The 15,416-nt window shown below is 68.0% G+C and carries 17 protein-coding genes, 1 tRNA gene and 1 pseudogene; 15 read left to right on the top strand and 4 right to left on the bottom strand.

Annotated elements, in window-relative coordinates; genetic code table 11:
• Window positions 1-127: 127 nt before the first annotated feature.
• Genes ACWD04_RS05455 through mycP form a run of 3 tightly spaced genes read left to right on the top strand, consistent with a single transcriptional unit; the run spans window position 128 to window position 3,535 of the window.
• On the top strand, window positions 128-622 hold the full coding sequence (locus tag ACWD04_RS05455) for a hypothetical protein (protein WP_451128351.1): 495 nt from the start codon (window positions 128-130) through the stop codon (window positions 620-622).
• 46 nt (window positions 623-668) lie between these two features.
• Window positions 669-2,129: a translation initiation factor IF-2 gene (locus ACWD04_RS05450; RefSeq protein ID WP_451128349.1), complete on the top strand. Its 1,461-nt coding sequence runs from the start codon at window positions 669-671 to the stop codon at window positions 2,127-2,129.
• A 41-nt stretch (window positions 2,130-2,170) separates the two neighbouring features.
• Window positions 2,171-3,535, top strand: a complete 1,365-nt coding sequence (gene mycP, locus ACWD04_RS05445; protein ID WP_451128347.1) for a type VII secretion-associated serine protease mycosin — start codon at window positions 2,171-2,173, stop codon at window positions 3,533-3,535.
• A gap of 134 nt (window positions 3,536-3,669) precedes the next feature.
• On the opposite strand, the gene ACWD04_RS05440 is transcribed toward mycP, so the two are convergent.
• Window positions 3,670-4,230, bottom strand: a complete 561-nt coding sequence (locus tag ACWD04_RS05440) for a hypothetical protein (protein ID WP_451128345.1) — start codon at window positions 4,228-4,230, stop codon at window positions 3,670-3,672.
• Between the two features lie 455 nt (window positions 4,231-4,685).
• Between ACWD04_RS05440 and ACWD04_RS05435 the strand changes: the two genes are divergently transcribed.
• From ACWD04_RS05435 to ACWD04_RS05410, 6 genes and pseudogenes are all read left to right on the top strand, one after another.
• A complete protein-coding gene (locus tag ACWD04_RS05435; protein ID WP_451128343.1) occupies window positions 4,686-4,880 on the top strand; it encodes a hypothetical protein in 195 nt (64 codons plus the stop codon).
• Window positions 4,881-5,118: 238 nt separating this feature from the next.
• Entirely contained in the window at window positions 5,119-5,697 is a 579-nt protein-coding gene (locus ACWD04_RS05430; RefSeq protein ID WP_451128341.1) for an ISAs1 family transposase, read from the top strand.
• Window positions 5,688-6,008: pseudogene (locus ACWD04_RS05425) on the top strand (ISAs1 family transposase); the annotation flags it as partial. The gene ACWD04_RS05430 and the pseudogene ACWD04_RS05425, both read left to right, overlap by 10 nt.
• Window positions 6,009-6,262: 254 nt before the next feature.
• Entirely contained in the window at window positions 6,263-7,027 is a 765-nt protein-coding gene (locus ACWD04_RS05420; RefSeq protein WP_451128339.1) for a toxin glutamine deamidase domain-containing protein, read from the top strand.
• Window positions 7,028-7,330 carry a YrhB domain-containing protein gene (locus tag ACWD04_RS05415; RefSeq protein ID WP_451128337.1) on the top strand — a complete coding sequence of 101 codons (303 nt, stop codon included), beginning with the start codon at window positions 7,028-7,030 and terminating at the stop codon, window positions 7,328-7,330.
• A gap of 4 nt (window positions 7,331-7,334) precedes the next feature.
• Window positions 7,335-8,636, top strand: a complete 1,302-nt coding sequence (locus tag ACWD04_RS05410) for a YrhB domain-containing protein (RefSeq protein ID WP_451128335.1) — start codon at window positions 7,335-7,337, stop codon at window positions 8,634-8,636.
• Window positions 8,637-8,828: 192 nt separating this feature from the next.
• On the opposite strand, the gene ACWD04_RS05405 is transcribed toward ACWD04_RS05410, so the two are convergent.
• Window positions 8,829-9,236 (bottom strand): hypothetical protein, encoded by a 408-nt coding sequence (locus ACWD04_RS05405; protein ID WP_451128333.1) that lies wholly within the window; start codon window positions 9,234-9,236, stop codon window positions 8,829-8,831.
• A 123-nt stretch (window positions 9,237-9,359) separates the two neighbouring features.
• On the opposite strand from ACWD04_RS05405, the gene ACWD04_RS05400 reads away from it, so the two are divergent.
• Window positions 9,360-10,136, top strand: a complete 777-nt coding sequence (locus ACWD04_RS05400; protein ID WP_451128331.1) for a helix-turn-helix domain-containing protein — start codon at window positions 9,360-9,362, stop codon at window positions 10,134-10,136.
• Entirely contained in the window at window positions 10,133-10,381 is a 249-nt protein-coding gene (locus ACWD04_RS05395) for a DUF397 domain-containing protein (protein ID WP_451128329.1), read from the top strand. The genes ACWD04_RS05400 and ACWD04_RS05395 overlap by 4 nt, the downstream gene beginning before the upstream one ends.
• Before the next feature lie 56 nt (window positions 10,382-10,437).
• On the opposite strand, the gene ACWD04_RS05390 is transcribed toward ACWD04_RS05395, so the two are convergent.
• A tRNA-Cys gene (locus tag ACWD04_RS05390) sits at window positions 10,438-10,512 on the bottom strand.
• 197 nt (window positions 10,513-10,709) lie between these two features.
• Between ACWD04_RS05390 and ACWD04_RS05385 the strand changes: the two genes are divergently transcribed.
• The 4 genes from ACWD04_RS05385 to ACWD04_RS05370 all read left to right on the top strand — a co-directional run bounded on the left by ACWD04_RS05385 (window position 10,710) and on the right by ACWD04_RS05370 (window position 14,720).
• The gene (locus ACWD04_RS05385; protein WP_451128327.1) at window positions 10,710-12,176 is read left to right on the top strand and encodes an MFS transporter; all 1,467 of its coding nucleotides are present in this window, start codon (window positions 10,710-10,712) and stop codon (window positions 12,174-12,176) included.
• Between the two features lie 32 nt (window positions 12,177-12,208).
• Window positions 12,209-12,406: an Arc family DNA-binding protein gene (locus tag ACWD04_RS05380; protein WP_073746295.1), complete on the top strand. Its 198-nt coding sequence runs from the start codon at window positions 12,209-12,211 to the stop codon at window positions 12,404-12,406.
• On the top strand, window positions 12,406-12,774 hold the full coding sequence (locus tag ACWD04_RS05375; RefSeq protein WP_451128324.1) for a type II toxin-antitoxin system death-on-curing family toxin: 369 nt from the start codon (window positions 12,406-12,408) through the stop codon (window positions 12,772-12,774). The genes ACWD04_RS05380 and ACWD04_RS05375 overlap by 1 nt, the downstream gene beginning before the upstream one ends.
• A 164-nt stretch (window positions 12,775-12,938) precedes the next feature.
• Window positions 12,939-14,720, top strand: coding sequence for a DEAD/DEAH box helicase (locus tag ACWD04_RS05370; RefSeq protein ID WP_451128322.1), 1,782 nt, complete (start codon window positions 12,939-12,941; stop codon window positions 14,718-14,720).
• Window positions 14,721-14,783: 63 nt separating this feature from the next.
• Here the strand turns inward: ACWD04_RS05370 and ACWD04_RS05365 are convergent, their stop codons facing one another.
• Window positions 14,784-15,350, bottom strand: coding sequence for a hypothetical protein (locus ACWD04_RS05365; protein ID WP_451128320.1), 567 nt, complete (start codon window positions 15,348-15,350; stop codon window positions 14,784-14,786).
• Window positions 15,351-15,416: the final 66 nt, after the last annotated feature.

The following is a 15,416-nucleotide window of genomic DNA, read 5'->3' as shown; positions in this document are numbered from 1 at the left end:
GTGCACGCGTGACTCAGGGGAGCGGTGTGACACTGTTGCTGGCTACAGTGGCCCCGGAAGCTGTAGTCGGCTGTATCCGGGGGAGGATGCTGTGCTGCCGAGTGAGAGTGGAGCGGGACCGGCGTTGATGCCGATTCCGATGTCGGGGTTCGTGGGAGCGGGTATCGCGGCGGCGTCCCTGGCCACGGAGCTCACGTCGTTCAAGAAGTTCCGTAACCGCATAGACGAACTTCTGAGCGACCTGAAGAAGTCCCCTGCGGGACCCAGGAAACTGGCCGAAGACCCCATCTCCCGCCAGCAGTTCGGCGGTGGTGAAAACCGGTGGGCCGAGGCTGCTTCGCTGTTCACCTCGTACGAGAAGGTGATCACGGAGCTGGAGACGCTCTCCAAGCTGCTCTCGGACTGCATCGAGGGCATGAGCATCGCGGTGCTCGCCTCGCACAACGGCTACGAGAACATCGACGACGACACCCGCCGTCGCATGCTCGCGATCAGCGACGGGGTGGAGGAGCACTACGGCGGGGAGTACGACCCGGCGCAGGGCCAGGGGAAGCAGAGCGGGGACCGGCCGAGCGCCGCGAAGCCGGACACGGGCGACACCGCGGGTATCAGCGGGCTCTGAAGACGACGACCCCTGGCACGGCACAGGGGCAGACGGGGGTACGGGGATGGATCACAAGGAAGCCGGGCAGGGAACTCCGTTCGACAGCATGTCGCACGAGGAGATGCTCGCGTGGCTGGACGCGGCCAACAGCGGGGCGATCCAAGGCGCGTCGGACCGGTTGGTGAGCGCGGCGAAGGAGATCCGCGAGATCGCGGAGGAGCTGAAGGTCCGTCCGCAGACGGTCGAGTGGAAGGGCGAGGGCGCGGACGCGTTCCGCACATGGAGCGCGGACCTGGCGAACGCGACGCTGCGGCTGGGTGCTTACAGCGAGGGCGCGGCGAAGTGGCTGGCCCAGGCCTCCGACTCGCTCGCCTCGGCCCAGGTGTCCATCCCGCGCACGCACGCGGGGGCCCAGGCGAACCTGGACGCCGCGCAGGCGGCACGGAACGACCCGGACGCGTCGGCGGTGGCGCGGAAGTCGGCAGAAACGCTGATCGCCGCGAAGGAGGCGAACCGCCAGGACGCCGCGGCGGAGATGCGGAAGCTGGCGCAGTCGTACGCGTTGTCGGCCTCGCAGATGGACGGCCTGGAGAAGCCGGCGTTCCCGCCTCCGCCGGGGGCGATCGTGCCGGAGCGTGAAGGTGCCATCATTGATTCCGAGACGTGGGGTGCACCAGTTGGCGGCAGGGGAACTGTAGAAGGCGAAGGCGCCATTCGCGGGGCGACCACGTACTCCGCGTCCGCCCAGGCAACGGGACCTGGGAGCCCAGGCGCCCCAGACTCATCAGCGATTCGCGCGCCGCTCCACCCGGAAACCTCGGTCAGTATGGAAGTCAACGGCACAGCGACTCTGCCACAGTCCACGTCCACGCCCTCGGTGTCACCGCCAGGGCTGCCGGTGGCGGGTAAGCCGGATGGCGGTATCGCCCCAGGACTCACCGTGATGCCACCCGCGTTCAGAGGCGGATCGCGGCCGATTCCAGGCCCTTCCGGCAGTGCGAAGAACGCAGGACTGAGTGTCCGCGCGCCGTCGCTGCCTGGTCAGAGCATGCCCGGTTCGGGCTCGGCAAGCCGCACGCCTCGTGGTGATGCAGGCATCTTCGGTGGCCGACCGGTAGCCCAGCCAACTGCACGAGGGCTTCCTGGCGGAACAGTCGTCGGTGGTGAGGGGACCCAGGGACGGGGCCCCATGGGGCACGGCGGAATGAGCGGCGGCGCCGCTCGGGGCGGGACCACGGGCGGGCGGCTTCCGGCTGGTGCAAACGCCGGGATCGTCGGTGGCCGGCCCCAGCAGACGGCACGTTCAGGTGCACGTCCCTTCACGCCCGGTGGCACCGGCCTCGTCCGGGGCAACGAAGCCGGGCGTGCTGCTGGACAGGCGGGGCGTGGCTTGCCGGCGCCGTCCGGATCGCGGCCTGGAGGTCCCCGCCGCGATGAAGGTGGCAAGCGCCCCGATTACCTGATCGAAGACGAAGAGACATGGCAGCAGGGTGGACGACGCGTCGTGCCTCCCGTCATCGAGTGATGGAAAGCCCCCGGATAAGGATGCGAATGCTTACCAGCAGTATGTACAAGGGACGGAAAAGGGCCGCCGTGTCGGCGGCACTTGCGGCATTCCTGGTGGCTGCTGGGGCAGGGACTGCTCAGGCGGAATCGGTCCGTTCGAATCAGTGGCATCTGACAGCGATGAAGGCCGAGGAGATGTGGCAGAGCAGCACAGGGGAAGGCGTCACTATTGCGGTGATCGACTCAGGGGTCGATACGTCAAACTCTGATCTGCAGGGGCAAATCCTTGACGGGAAGGACTTCGCTCCGGGTGAGTCCGGTGACGAGCACTCCGATTACGACGGTCACGGTACGGGTATCGCTGCCCTGATCGCTGGAACGGGCGACAGTCGGGGTGGAGACGGCGCGTTCGGTCTGGCGCCCGGCGTGAAGATTCTTCCTGTCCGGGTTCCTGACAAGGCCGCCAACCTTGCGGAAGACATCGAGCAGTTCAACGCGACAGTTTCTGCAGCAATTCGGTATTCCGCCGATAGGGGCGCCCAGGTCATCAATATCTCGCTGGCTGCGAGCAAGGGTTCGCAGCAGTTGACGGATTCGGTGAAGTATGCGCTTGACAAGGGCTCGTTGGTCTTTGCGGGAGTGGGTAATGATGCGGAGAGAGCCAATGGCGTTAAGTACCCGGGAGCAACTCCCGGTGCCGTAGGCGTGGCGGCCATCGGCAAGGACCTGCAGAGGACAGGGGAATCTCAGTACGGCCCTCAGGTGGACCTTTCTGCGCCGGGCGAGGAGATGATCCACGCCTGTCCGAGCGAGACAGGCCTCTGTAAATCGCATGGTACTAGTGGCGCCACAGCCCTCGCCTCTGCCTCCGCTGCCCTGATCTGGTCCAAGCACCCGGACTGGACCAACAACCAGGTCCTGCGGGTCATGCTCAACACGGCCGGCGGCCCGATCAGTGGTGACGAGCGCACCGACTACATCGGCTACGGCGGCGTCCGCCCCCGCGTCGCGCTGGCGAATCCCGGCGACCCGGGCCCTGCCGACGAGTACCCGCTCCCGGATCTCGCCGCAGCCGAGTCCCCGACGCCTTCCGCAGAACCGTCCAAGGCCACGGGCGGCTCCCAGAAGAGCGACAAGCCGGCCGCCGCAGCACCGGCCACCGACGACGACGGCAACACCGTCCTCTGGATCGGTCTGGGCATCGGCGCGGTCGTCCTCATCGGCGCGGCAGTGGCCGTCGTGGCCATCCGCTCCCGCCGCCGAAGCGCCGCCCGCGCTGTGCCGCCCCCGTCCCCGTACCAGCCGCCGTACGGCTACCAGCAGCAACCGCAGCCCCCGTACCAGTCGTACGGGCCCCCGCCGCCCGGTGGCCCTGGAACCGGCGCACCGTACGGCGGTCCTCCAGGCCAAGGCCCCGCTGCCTGAGTTCGTAAGGGCTGTCACCGTCAGGTTCCGTACGCGGGAAGCCTCAGCCCTCGGCTGTCGGCGACGCGGAGTGCATCGGTCAGGCACTCCGCGAGCCGCTGAGTCACGAAGAACAGCTCACCCCGTCGGCTGCGTCAGCAGACGCCGTCATCGACGGTGGCGGTCAGGTCGTACTCGGGAATGGAGCTGCCGCTGCCCCCGTCCGCCCCCGGGACGAAGACCCCGCCCTCTGCGGACTTCTCCTCCGTCACGTGCATGCAGACAGTGGTGCCGGCGCCGCCCCCGGATATCTCGTAGTCGTGCCCGTCCCCGGCCCGCTCCACGGAGACGCGGTACATGGGCCCCTGGCCCTCACCCGCCCTCATGACGTCGGCCTTGATCAGCGAGGCGTAGCCGTCCGTCGGATCGCGGCGGATCTGCGTGTCGGAGGCCATGGAATCGGCCGCGTCCTCGGCGGCCTCCCGTACCTCGCTCGCGCTCCAGGTGCCCTTGTCGATGCCGGTCTGGACCTGGCAGCCCCCGAAGGCGACCACCCCGGCGACCCCGAACGCGACGACCCGCCCCACCGCGAGAGCCCCGTCCGACGGCTGCCGCGCCGCGTGCGGCCGGGCCTGCCAGTACAGCCGGTACGGGCCGACCAGCGCGATGACGAGAAATGCGGCGGCTATGACGAACAAGAAGATGACGACGGCCATGACCGCTCCTCGTGACTCCACTGATCCCGTATCCGGACAGGGGACCGGATCCTACGCGCTGCCCGGTGCTGGACACATGTTCCGCTCGTCGCCGCAGGTGGAGGCCGCGACCATTCGGTCGCTTTCGTCCGGAATGAAGCGAAGCCATTTTTTCGGACTACTTCTACGGGTCGAAGGGGCTGCCCGGCGGGCCCGAGAATCCACTGAACCCCTCGGGTGTCAACGGCTCGGGCTATGACCCGGTGATCAGCATGATGGAAGCCCTCGGGCACCGCCCGGAGGCCGCGAAGGAGCTACATGCCCCCAGGCGGCTCTCACGAGGCGTCGCACGAGGCGTCGCCGCCGTGGGAACAACGGGTGGCCGTGAACCGGCGGGTGGAATGATCCGAATGCGGGACGAGTGAAGTGGGTGTGCGCGGGTGGTGAGGCGATGGCTGACGGCCGCCGGTCTGGTGATGGCCTTGGGCGCCGGGAGCGTGGCGTGCGCTTCGGAGGATAAGGAGAAGGAGGAGAAGATATTCGTCGGGGCCGCTGAGGTCTGCGGTGACGTGTTTGCCGGCCCCTTGGCGAAGATGGTCGAGAAGGTGACCAGGGACACCGTCTTTTATGCGAAGAGCCCGAAGGGTCAGGGCTTCGGCGTAGTCGGCTGACGTCCGTTTCCTGACGGATGACCAGGTTGGGCGGGGCCCGATGCGGAACAGGCACGGACACCCGTGATCATGGAGTTCTCTACGCTCTGTGATCCTGGGAAGTCCGTGCCTGTCGACGCATCATCTCTGATCCCTTTCCTTTGACCAACTTGGCCCCCACCGGAGAGCTGCATCCAGGGAGATCCCCGACCTGCTGGAACACCTCGCGCAGGTCCCCGACCCGCGTGACCCCCGCGGAGTGCGGCATCCACTCGTCACGGTGCTGGCCCTGACCGCCTGCGCGGTCCTCGCCGGCGCGAGGTCGCTGCTGGCCGTGAGTGAATGGGTGGCCGACGCCCCGGCGGAACTCCTCGAGCGGCTCGGCATCCGCGTCGACCCACTCTTCCCGAAACGCTCCTGGCCTGCGGAATCAACGATTCGCAGACTTCTGGCCAGGACCGACACGGACGCCTTGGACCGGGCTGTCGGGGCCTGGCTCGCCGACCGGCAGAAGGATGCGGGCGGTTTGCGGGCACTGGCCGTCGACGGGAAGTCGCTGCGGGGCGCCGCCCGCGCGAAGGGCCGGAAGATCCATCTCCTGGCCGCCTGCGACCACGTCGGCGGCCTGATCCTCGCGCAGATGGATGTCGGTGAGAAGACCAATGAGATCACGCGTTTCCAGCCCCTCCTGGATACGCTGCCCGACCTGTCCGGCACCGTCGTGACCAGCGACGCCATGCACACCCAGCACGACCACGCCACCTATCTGCGCGGACGGGACGCCCACTACATCGTGATCCCGAAGCGCAACACGAAGAAGCTCCGCACATGCAGTTGAAGTCCCTCCCCTGGAAGCAGATCCCGCTCCGGGACCGGACTTGCACGACCGGTCACGGACGCTCCGAGATCCGCAGGCTGAAGGTCTGCACGGTCAACAATCTGCTCTTCCCCGGTGCCCGCCAGGCCGTCCAGATCGTCCGCCGCCGCGTCCACCGCAAGACGGGGAAGATCAGTCTCGAGACCGTCTACGCGGTCACCAGCCTCGCCGCGGAACAGGTACCACCCGCCCGACTCGCTCAACTGGTGCGCGGGCACTGGACGGTCGAGGCCCTGCACCACGTCAGAGACGTCACCTTCACCGAGGACGCGTCCCAGTTGCGAACCGGGAACGCACCCCGGGCGATGGCGACCTGCAGAAACCTCGCGATCGGAGCCCTCCGCCTCGCCGGCGTCCGCAACATCGCCGCCGGCCTCCGCCGGACAGCCCGGGACCAAACCCCGCACCCTCGCCCTTCTCGGCCTCACATGACCAAAAGGACGAGGCCCGACTATGCCGACGCCCTGTCAACCCCCTCGATGCCTACAACCTCACCCACCCCGCCGAGTACATCCAGAACGTCAACATGACGCTGGCCGGGTTGTTGTCCACCGTGGCCCATCCTGAGCGGGCCGTCCAGGCCGCGGTGGACGGATTCAAGAAGGACCCCTCCGAGTTCATCGGCCGTCTTCTCCCCGAACTCGTCGGCACCAAGGGCGCAGGGCTCGCCCGGGGTGGCCTGCGCCTCGGGATGAAGGAGGGCATGGAGGCCGCCGCGACGAAGGTGCCGCCGAACGGCCTGAAGTACGCGGACGAAGCCGCCGGTCCCGCGCCGAAGGACTGGAGCGACCTGGCGCGCAGCACGGACACGGTGAAAGAGAAGGCGATTCACTATGACTCGGTGGACGCGAAGAAGGCTCAGGAATTCCTGGATTCCGAGTATCCGTGGATGCGAGACGTCAATAAGACGGGACATTCCGGCTACGTGGACAACTGCAGCCACAACACCGTCACTGTGGACCGCCGTCTGGACGGCGTCGAGGTCAGTGCGGCCCCGAAGCAGGCCGGTGGTCACATTCCGCCGGAACAGCTCGGGCTCAAGGACAGGGCCGCAGGCCAGTACGACTTCGTGGATGGCTACGACGACATCATCCGTGATCTCCAAGCGCGTGGAGAAGGCTCAAGAAGCGCTGTCTACATCAGTCGGCCCGACGGCTCGGCCCATATCTTCAACGCCGTGAACACTCCACACGGCGTTACGTTCCTCGACGGCCAGAGTGGGACCCTGGGCATGCTGGAGAGTAACGTCTCGTCCATCGCACACATCCCGTATCGCAATGGAGCTCCCTAAATGGTAACCAAGGACGAAGCAGTGAAGGCGGCTGCTCGTTTCCTGAAAAGCATCGCTTACCCGGACAAGCCGGATTCCGTGGTGATGCTCCCGGAGACTGCTATTCACTTCACCGACGGCTGGTCTGTCCGCTTCGACTTCAAGGAACACATCGAAACTGGGGCCTTCATTGATGCCCCGTTCACCTCTGTGGTCGTGGTCCCCCACGACGGATCCGCGGCCCATTTTCCCCCGTCGCATCTCCCCGTGAGCGAGTACATGGCTCTCCGCGCGGCAGGCGACTGGCCCCCAGCGAGGCACTGACAGCATGATTTCCCCCGCACACCAGGCCGCGCCCTGGCTTGATCGGACCTATCGCGGTCTTGTCGCACTGGCCGCACCCCACCCGGTGCACGAGTCGGCCACGGCCTGGCTCATGGCCTGCCGGACCGTGCAACAGCCTGGATACCCGCACACTCCGATGCTCGCGGCCTCGGCCGTCGTGCCCAAGGACGGCAGCTCCCCCTTCCATCCGTCGCCGAGTTCGCCCCTTGCGGACCTGGAGCCGGCCCCGTCGTACGAGGTGGCCGTCGCGCGGGTACAGGGCCAGGGGGGCAGGATCAACGCCCGCGGCTCTGTTGTGGCGCTGCACTCGGCGATCAACGGGAGCCCTTCCGTCCCGCTGCCCTGGCAGGCGTCGGACGAGGCTCCCGGCTGGTGGAGCAGAGTGACCCGCCGGTACTTCCCGGAGTTCGAGCGGGTACGCGCGGACAGTTGGGACGAGATCGTCAAGGCGGTCGCCGAAACCGGGCCCGACACGCGGGGTTTGGTGTGGGTGCGCCGCGAGATCGGCGGGCTGGAAGCGACCGGCAATCTCATCTACGCGCACAACAACAAGGGGCGGTGCGTCTTTCTGGACAGCCTGACGTCGTCCCTCGCCCGGTTGGACACCGACCACGTTCGCGAGCTGGTTTTCGTCCGGGCCCGGCCCGAGGCGCTGGGGGCGCCGAGTCATCCTTGGGAGTGCGAGGCGCCCGACTTCGATTCGGCGCTCACCAAGGCACGGCGGTGGCTGGAGAACGCGTACGGAGGTCAGGCCGAGCTGGTCCGTCCGAGCGCCGAGGACGAAACCAGACGCGGATGGGTCTTCTCCTGTGACACGCGGCGTCATCTGAGCGAGGGAGGCTGGCAGGACACCATGCTCGACGCGACGCTGGTCGTCCCCAAGGACACGGGCGAGCCGTTCGGCCTCCCGAACTCCGATCCCTGGAACTGGCTGGCCCACTGGGACGCCGGCGGGGTTCCCGGCACCGGGAAGTTCCCGCCACCACCCGCGCCCGGCCGCGCCCACTGGTTCGAACCGACACTCGCCCAACTCGGGGATGTCCTCTCGACGTCGGACCACCAGGTCTGGTCGTCCGCAGTGGACGAACTGTCGTCGTTCCCGACCGGCGCGCGCGCCCTGATCTGGATCCGCCGCACGGACGGCCGGGGCCGCGAGGCCGTGGGTTGGCTGGTCAACGGCCTCACCACGGCGACCGGCGTCATGCTGTTCGACGGCTCGTCCGAGAACCCCGTGTCCTTCGACCCGACGGCAGTTCACGCACTGCACGTGATCCGGTACCGCTGACGGTCGGTCGGAAGGCCCGTCTGGTGCAACGCTTCGCAGGTCTCTTTCCGGTTGCTGGTGACGCTGTGTGAGGCCATGTGGACTGTGTGAATGTGTCGATGCGTGGGGGGAGCTTCACGTGACAGGAACCTCACAAGTCACGAACTACAGCTGTCGTGACCGCGCCCGGATCGGTAGTTGACGGGCCCTGTCTCATTCGCCCTCCGGGGCCAGTTGGGCCATTACCAGCCCGTACAGCGACTCCGCGTCCACGAACTCGCCCTCTCCTGGTGCCCCACAGCGCCAGCTCAGGGGGTACGTGTTGCCGTCCGGTGCGGGGATGCCGACGTACTGGTCGCGGGCTGCCGGGCCGAAGCACCGGGCGCCCGGTGGCCAGTCGTACTCCTTGCTCGAACCGGGTGGGATCAGGAAGTAGGTCCACCGGCTGCCCGCGATCTCCCGCACGACCGGGCCCGGTTCGCCGTCGGTGAGCGTCCCGAGGTGGTGCAGCACTGCCTCGCCCCTTACGCCCCGCAGCCGGATGGCGTCGAAGTGGATGCCGGTCAGGTGGAGCTGGTGCCCTGCGGCAGGTACCCATTCGGGGCGTTTCTTGCTCGTCATGACCCTCAGCATTCCTAACGCTGCGTAGCGTGACCATGAGGAAGTGGCGCACATCGACAGGATGTGGTGAGGGTGGTGGTGGCTGTGGGGACGAGTGGTGAGCCGTCGCGGGTGCGGAGGCTGGTGGGGGACCTGATCCGTATCCATCGGGTGCGGGCCGGGCTTACGCAGAAGGAAGCAGCGGGCAAGCTGTTGATCTCGGAGTCGCTGATGGGGGCGGTCGAGCGGGCGGAGCGTATCCCGGCAGTGGAGCTGCTGGCCGACGCGGACCGGACCTTCGGCGCGGACGGTGCGCTGAAGGCGTGCATCGAGCTGATCGACGAGGAGAAGTACCCGGCGAAGTTCCTGGACTGGGCGCGGTTGGAACGGCAGGCGCGGGTCATCAGCGCGTACGAGACGATGCTGATGCCGGGGCTGCTCCAGACGGAGGCGTACGCGTACGCGCTGTACCGGGCGCGTAAACCCGCGTACGCCGAGGACGAGATCGTCCGGCACGTCGAGGCGCGGCTGGAACGGCAGGCGGTGCTGATGCGCACGCCTCCGCCGTATGTCGGGTTCGTCATCGAGGAGTCGGTCCTGGACCGGACGCTCGGTGGCGCGGAGGTGTTGAAGGAGCAGTTGCTGCGTCTGCTCGACTGCATGCGGCGGATGAACCACCTCACCGTGCAGGTGATGCCCTCCGATCAGCACACGCACGCGGGGCTGATGGGCCCGATGCAGTTGATGTGTACGGAGAAAGGCCGAAATCTGGTGTACGTGGAGGCGCAGGGCGGCGATAGGTTGATCTCCAGGCCGGAGCAGGTGGGCGATATGTTCGATCTCTTCGGCATCCTGCGTGCGCAGGCGCTCAATCCCTGGAAGTCGGCTGAGATCATCGAAACGAAGGTGAGGCGACTATGACCGTCGGGTCGGAGCTCTCCTGGTTCAAGTCCAGCTACAGCGGCAATGAGGGCGGCGCCTGTATCGAAGTCGCCTACGACTGGCACAAGTCCAGCTACAGCAACAACGAGGGTGAGGCCTGCGTCGAGGTCACCACCTGCCCCCATACCGTCCACGTGCGCGACTCCAAGGTCACCGACGGGCCCACCTTCGCCGTCGCCCCCGCTGCCTGGACCGATTTCCTGACGGGTACGGTCACGGGCTGACCTCGCGCTTGATGCCCGCCGCCGGTTCCGGCGACGGGCATCGTTCGAACGGGGGCTGGAGGCCGTGACCGGATTCGAACCGGTGTAACTCGAGTTGCAGTCGAGCCCCTGAACCACTCGGGCACACGGCCGTGCGTTTCTTGATCTGCTGTCGACCGTACGGGCCGGTGGAACCGGGCTCAAGGGATGCGGGTGCGCCGCAACACGACTGCCACAGCGCGTTCACGTTCATGGTCCGGCCGGGGCCGTAGCCGTACGACCAAGGGACCAGCCGGCTACCGACCACCGACAGGGGTCACCCGGTGGTGCGGCCCTTACTCTGGGGCTCATGACTGCCCTGGAACCCAGTGACGCCGAGGTCACCGCCGCCCTCGTGGAGACCACCGTCGCCGAACCGGCGGAAGGCGTCCTCGGGCGGACCTACCGGGCGCTCAGCGTCGGCATCGTCTCCGTCGTCCTGCTCATCGCCTTCGAGGCGACCGCCGTCGGCACGGCGATGCCGGTCGCGGCGCGGGAGCTGCACGGGATTCCGCTCTACGCGTTCGCCTTCTCCGCGTACTTCACCACCAGCCTCTTCGCCATGGTGCTCTCCGGCCAGTGGGCCGACCGGCGCGGGCCGCTCGCTCCGCTCGCCACGGGTATCGGTGCCTTCGGGGCCGGGCTGGTGCTCTCCGGGGCCGCGGGGAACATGTGGACGTTCATCCTGGGGCGGGCCGTCCAGGGCATAGGCGGCGGACTCGTGATCGTGGCGCTGTACGTCGTCATCGGGCGGGCCTACCCGGAGCGGATCCGGCCGAGCATCATGGCCGGCTTCTCGGCCGCCTGGATCGTCCCGTCCGTCGTCGGGCCGCTGGCCTCGGGGACCGTGACGGAACACCTCGGGTGGCGCTGGGTCTTCGTCGGCATCCCTGTCCTCATCCTCCTCCCGCTGGGCCTCGCACTGCCCGCGATACGGCGGATGGCGGGAGGGCCCGCGGACGCCGAGGCCGCTGCGGAGCCGTTCGACCGGCGCCGTATCCGGCTCGCGCTCGGGATATCGGCGGGTGCCGGGCTGCTCCAGTACGCGGGGCAGGAGATCGGGTGGGCCTCGCTGGTCCCGGCGCTGGCCGGCGCCGCGCTGCTCGTCCCCGCGGTGCGCGGTCTGCTGCCCCGGGGCACCGTACGGGCCGCGCGGGGGCTGCCCGCGGTGATCCTGCTGCGGGGGATCTCGGCCGGCTCGTTCATCGTCGCCGAGTCCTTCGTCCCGCTGATGCTCGTGACTCAGCGCGGTCTGTCCCCGACGCTGGCCGGCCTCTCCCTGGCCGCGGGCGGCCTGACCTGGGCTCTCGGTTCGTACGTACTGGCCCGGCCCCGGCTGGAGCCCCACCGGGGGGCTCTCATGGTGGCGGGCATGATCTGCGTGACGCTGTCGATCCTTGCCGCACCCAGCGTGCTGATCGAGGCGGTGCCGGTGTGGACGCTGGCCGTGGTCTGGGGCTTCGGGTGTTTCGGCATGGGCATGGTGATCGCGTCGACGAGCGTGCTGCTGCTGAAGCTGTCGGCCCCGCACGAGGCGGGAGCCAACTCCGCCGCCCTGCAGATCTCGGACGGACTGGCCAACGCGCTGCTGCTCGCCGCGGGCGGTGCGGCCTTCGCCGCGCTCGGCGGCGGCGCGGTGGGCGCGGCCGCGCACGGGGCGGTGGGCGGCGGTACGGCCACGGCGCACCCGGGGGCGTTCACCGTGGTGTTCCTGCCGATGGCGGCCGTGGCGCTCGTGGGGGTGTGGGTGGCTACGCGGGTGCGGACGGATCCTTAGCACCGCGTGGTACCATGCGGTACCATTCGTGCATGGCTGGGCTGAATCTGAGGTTTACCGAGGAAGAGCTCGACGCCCTGCGCGCCCGCGCCGAGGCAGAGGGGCGAAGCATGCAGTCCTTCGCTCATGATGCGGTGATCACCGCCATAAACGAACACTCGCGCCTCTTCAACGAGGCGGCGGATCATGTGCTGAAGGTCAGTGAGGAGCTGAACCGGAGGCTGGCCTGATGCAGTACCTGACACTGCCTGAGCTGCTGAACCTTGCGGAACGGCTGGGGGCGGCCGAAGTACGTGACTACGGGCTGCTCGACTCGGCATTGGCGCGCCCGCAGGCGACCGTATTCGGCCAGGACGCCTATCCGGACGTGTGGCAGAAAGCCGCGGCACTCATGGAGTCCCTGGCGCGTAACTACGCGCTCGTCGACGGCAACAAGCGCATCGCCTGGTACGCGACCTGGGTTTTCCTGCACATGAACGGGCATCCGCTCGACGCGGGCTTCGACGTGGACGAGGCCGAGCGGTTCGTGCTGGATGTGTGTCAAGGGGCGCTGGACATGGCCAAGATCGCGGAGCAGCTACCCGGGTTCGCCAGGTAACCGTCTTCTGTGAAGCAGATCTCAGCACTGCAGAGTCACGGCTGATCCGTACGGGGTTCCGCCCCGACCGCCGGTAGGGTGGCCCGGTTGTCGTATCGCGTACGGGCTGCTTCCGGCCCTTACGGACAGCGCCCCACGTACCCGAGTGCCCTGAACCGGAGACCGTGACTACTACCGCCTCCCACCACCTCTCACCCGCCTTTCCCGGCCGCGCCCCCTGGGGGACCGCAGGGAAGCTGCGCGCCTGGCAGCAGGGTGCCATGGAGAAGTACATCCAGGAGCAGCCGCGCGACTTCCTCGCGGTCGCGACCCCCGGCGCAGGGAAGACCACCTTCGCGCTGACCCTCGCCTCATGGCTGCTGCACCACCACGTGGTGCAGCAGATCACCGTCGTGGCGCCCACCGAGCACCTGAAGAAACAGTGGGCGGAGGCCGCCGCCCGTATCGGCATCAAGCTCGACCCGGAGTACAGCGCCGGCCCCGTGAGCAAGGAGTACCACGGAGTCGCGATCACCTACGCCGGTGTCGGCGTGCGCCCCATGCTGCACCGCAACCGGTGCGAGCAGCGCAAGACGCTCGTGATCCTCGACGAGATCCACCACGCCGGTGACTCGAAGTCCTGGGGCGAGGCCTGCCAGGAGGCGTTCGACCCGGCCACTCGGCGGCTCGCGCTCACCGGTACGCCGTTCCGCTCCGACACCAACCCGATCCCCTTCGTCGCGTACGAGGAGGGCAACGACGGCATCCGCCGCTCCTCGGCCGACTACACCTACGGCTACGGCAACGCCCTCGCCGACGGGGTCGTCCGGCCCGTGATCTTCCTCAGCTACAGCGGCAACATGCGCTGGCGCACCAAGGCCGGGGACGAGATCGCCGCACGGCTCGGCGAGCCGATGACCAAGGACGCCATCGGGCAGGCCTGGCGCACCGCGCTCGCGCCCACCGGCGACTGGATCCCCAACGTGCTGTCCGCCGCCGACAAGCGGCTGACCGAGGTGCGCAAGGGCATTCCGGACGCGGGCGGGCTCGTCATCGCGACCGACCAGGAGTCGGCGCGCGCCTACGCCAAGATCCTCAAGTCGGTCACCGGGGAGAAGCCCACGGTGGTCCTCTCCGACGAGAAGGCCGCGTCCAAGAACATCGACAAGTTCAGCCATGACGAGTCGCGCTGGATGGTCGCGGTGCGGATGGTGTCGGAGGGCGTCGACGTCCCGCGTCTCGCGGTCGGCGTGTACGCCACGACCATCTCGACGCCGCTCTTCTTCGCCCAGGCCGTCGGCCGTTTCGTACGGTCACGACGCCGGGGTGAGACCGCCTCCGTCTTCGTGCCGACCATCCCGATGCTGCTCGACTTCGCGAACGAGATGGAGGTCGAGCGCGACCACGTCCTCGACAAGCCGAAGAAGGGCAGCGACGAGGAGAACCCGTTCGCCGAGGAGGACAAGCTCCTCGCGGACGCGGAGAAGCTCGAGGACGAGGAGACCGAGGAGCAGCTGCCCTTCGAGGCGCTGGAGTCCGACGCGGTCTTCGACCGGGTGTTGTACGACGGTGCCGAATTCGGCATGCAGGCGCACCCGGGGAGCGAGGAGGAACAGGACTACCTGGGCATCCCGGGCCTCCTCGAACCCGACCAGGTGCAGCTGCTGCTCCAGAAGCGGCAGACCCGGCAGATCGCGCACAGCCGCCAGAAGCCGGCTGCGGAGGCCGACCTCCTGGAGAAGGCGGCCGAGGACCGGCCGGTGGTCACGCACAAGAAGCTGCTGGAGCTGCGGAAGCAGCTCAACACGATGGTGTCGGCGTACACGCACCAGAGCGGCAAGCCGCACGGAGTGATCCACACCGAGCTGCGGAGGGTGTGCGGCGGGCCGCCGAGCGCGGAGGCGACGGCGGGGCAGATCCAGGACCGGATCAAGAAGGTCCAGGAGTGGGCCACCCGGATGCGGTGAGCCCGGCCTGACGGGGCCCCGGTGCGCGGGCGGTGTGATCCGCCTCGCACCGGGGTCGTGGTGTCATCCGGGCAGGGCGTCGGGCACCGTGGCGGGCAGCTTTGCCTCGGCGGCGCAGCCGAGTTCCTCGGCGAGGGCGTGCGACATGTCGTTGAGGATCGTCATGCGGTCCTTGCCGGTGCTGTCGGCGTTCATTTTGTCCTCCGCCGAGTACATGTTGGCCTTCACATAGGGAGTGCTGCCGTCGGCTCGCCTTGTGGGGCACGCGAAGAACAAGGATGCGGCGAGGTGTCCCTGTGCGGACGCGTACACCCCGAGGGGGTAGAAGATCTGGCCGGGCTCCTTTTCCTTGGCCGCCTCGGCCGGATCCGGGTGGCTCTTCCTCGCTATGAACCCGATGGTCATCAGCGGGAGTCCGCTGCCGTCGTCCTCTTGGTACAACGTGCACTCGTAGTCGGAGACTGCGAAATCCTTAAGGCGCTTCGCGGCTGAACCCAGCGACCACTTTTCTGGATCTTCCAGCTCGGTGTACCCGTTCTTACCTCCGATGCGTTCTAGCGCAGCCACGCCTGCCGTAGACAGTGTTCCACCGCAGACCTGGGAGGCGGAGAGGCCCTCAGGGGCGTCCACGCGGCCCTCATTGTTGTCAGAGCATGCGGTGGCCGCGCCCACCACGAGCACCGCGCAGACGGTCCA

The organism is Streptomyces sp. NPDC002911, from assembly GCF_053591835.1.
This window is presented reverse-complemented; position numbering and strand designations above follow the sequence as displayed.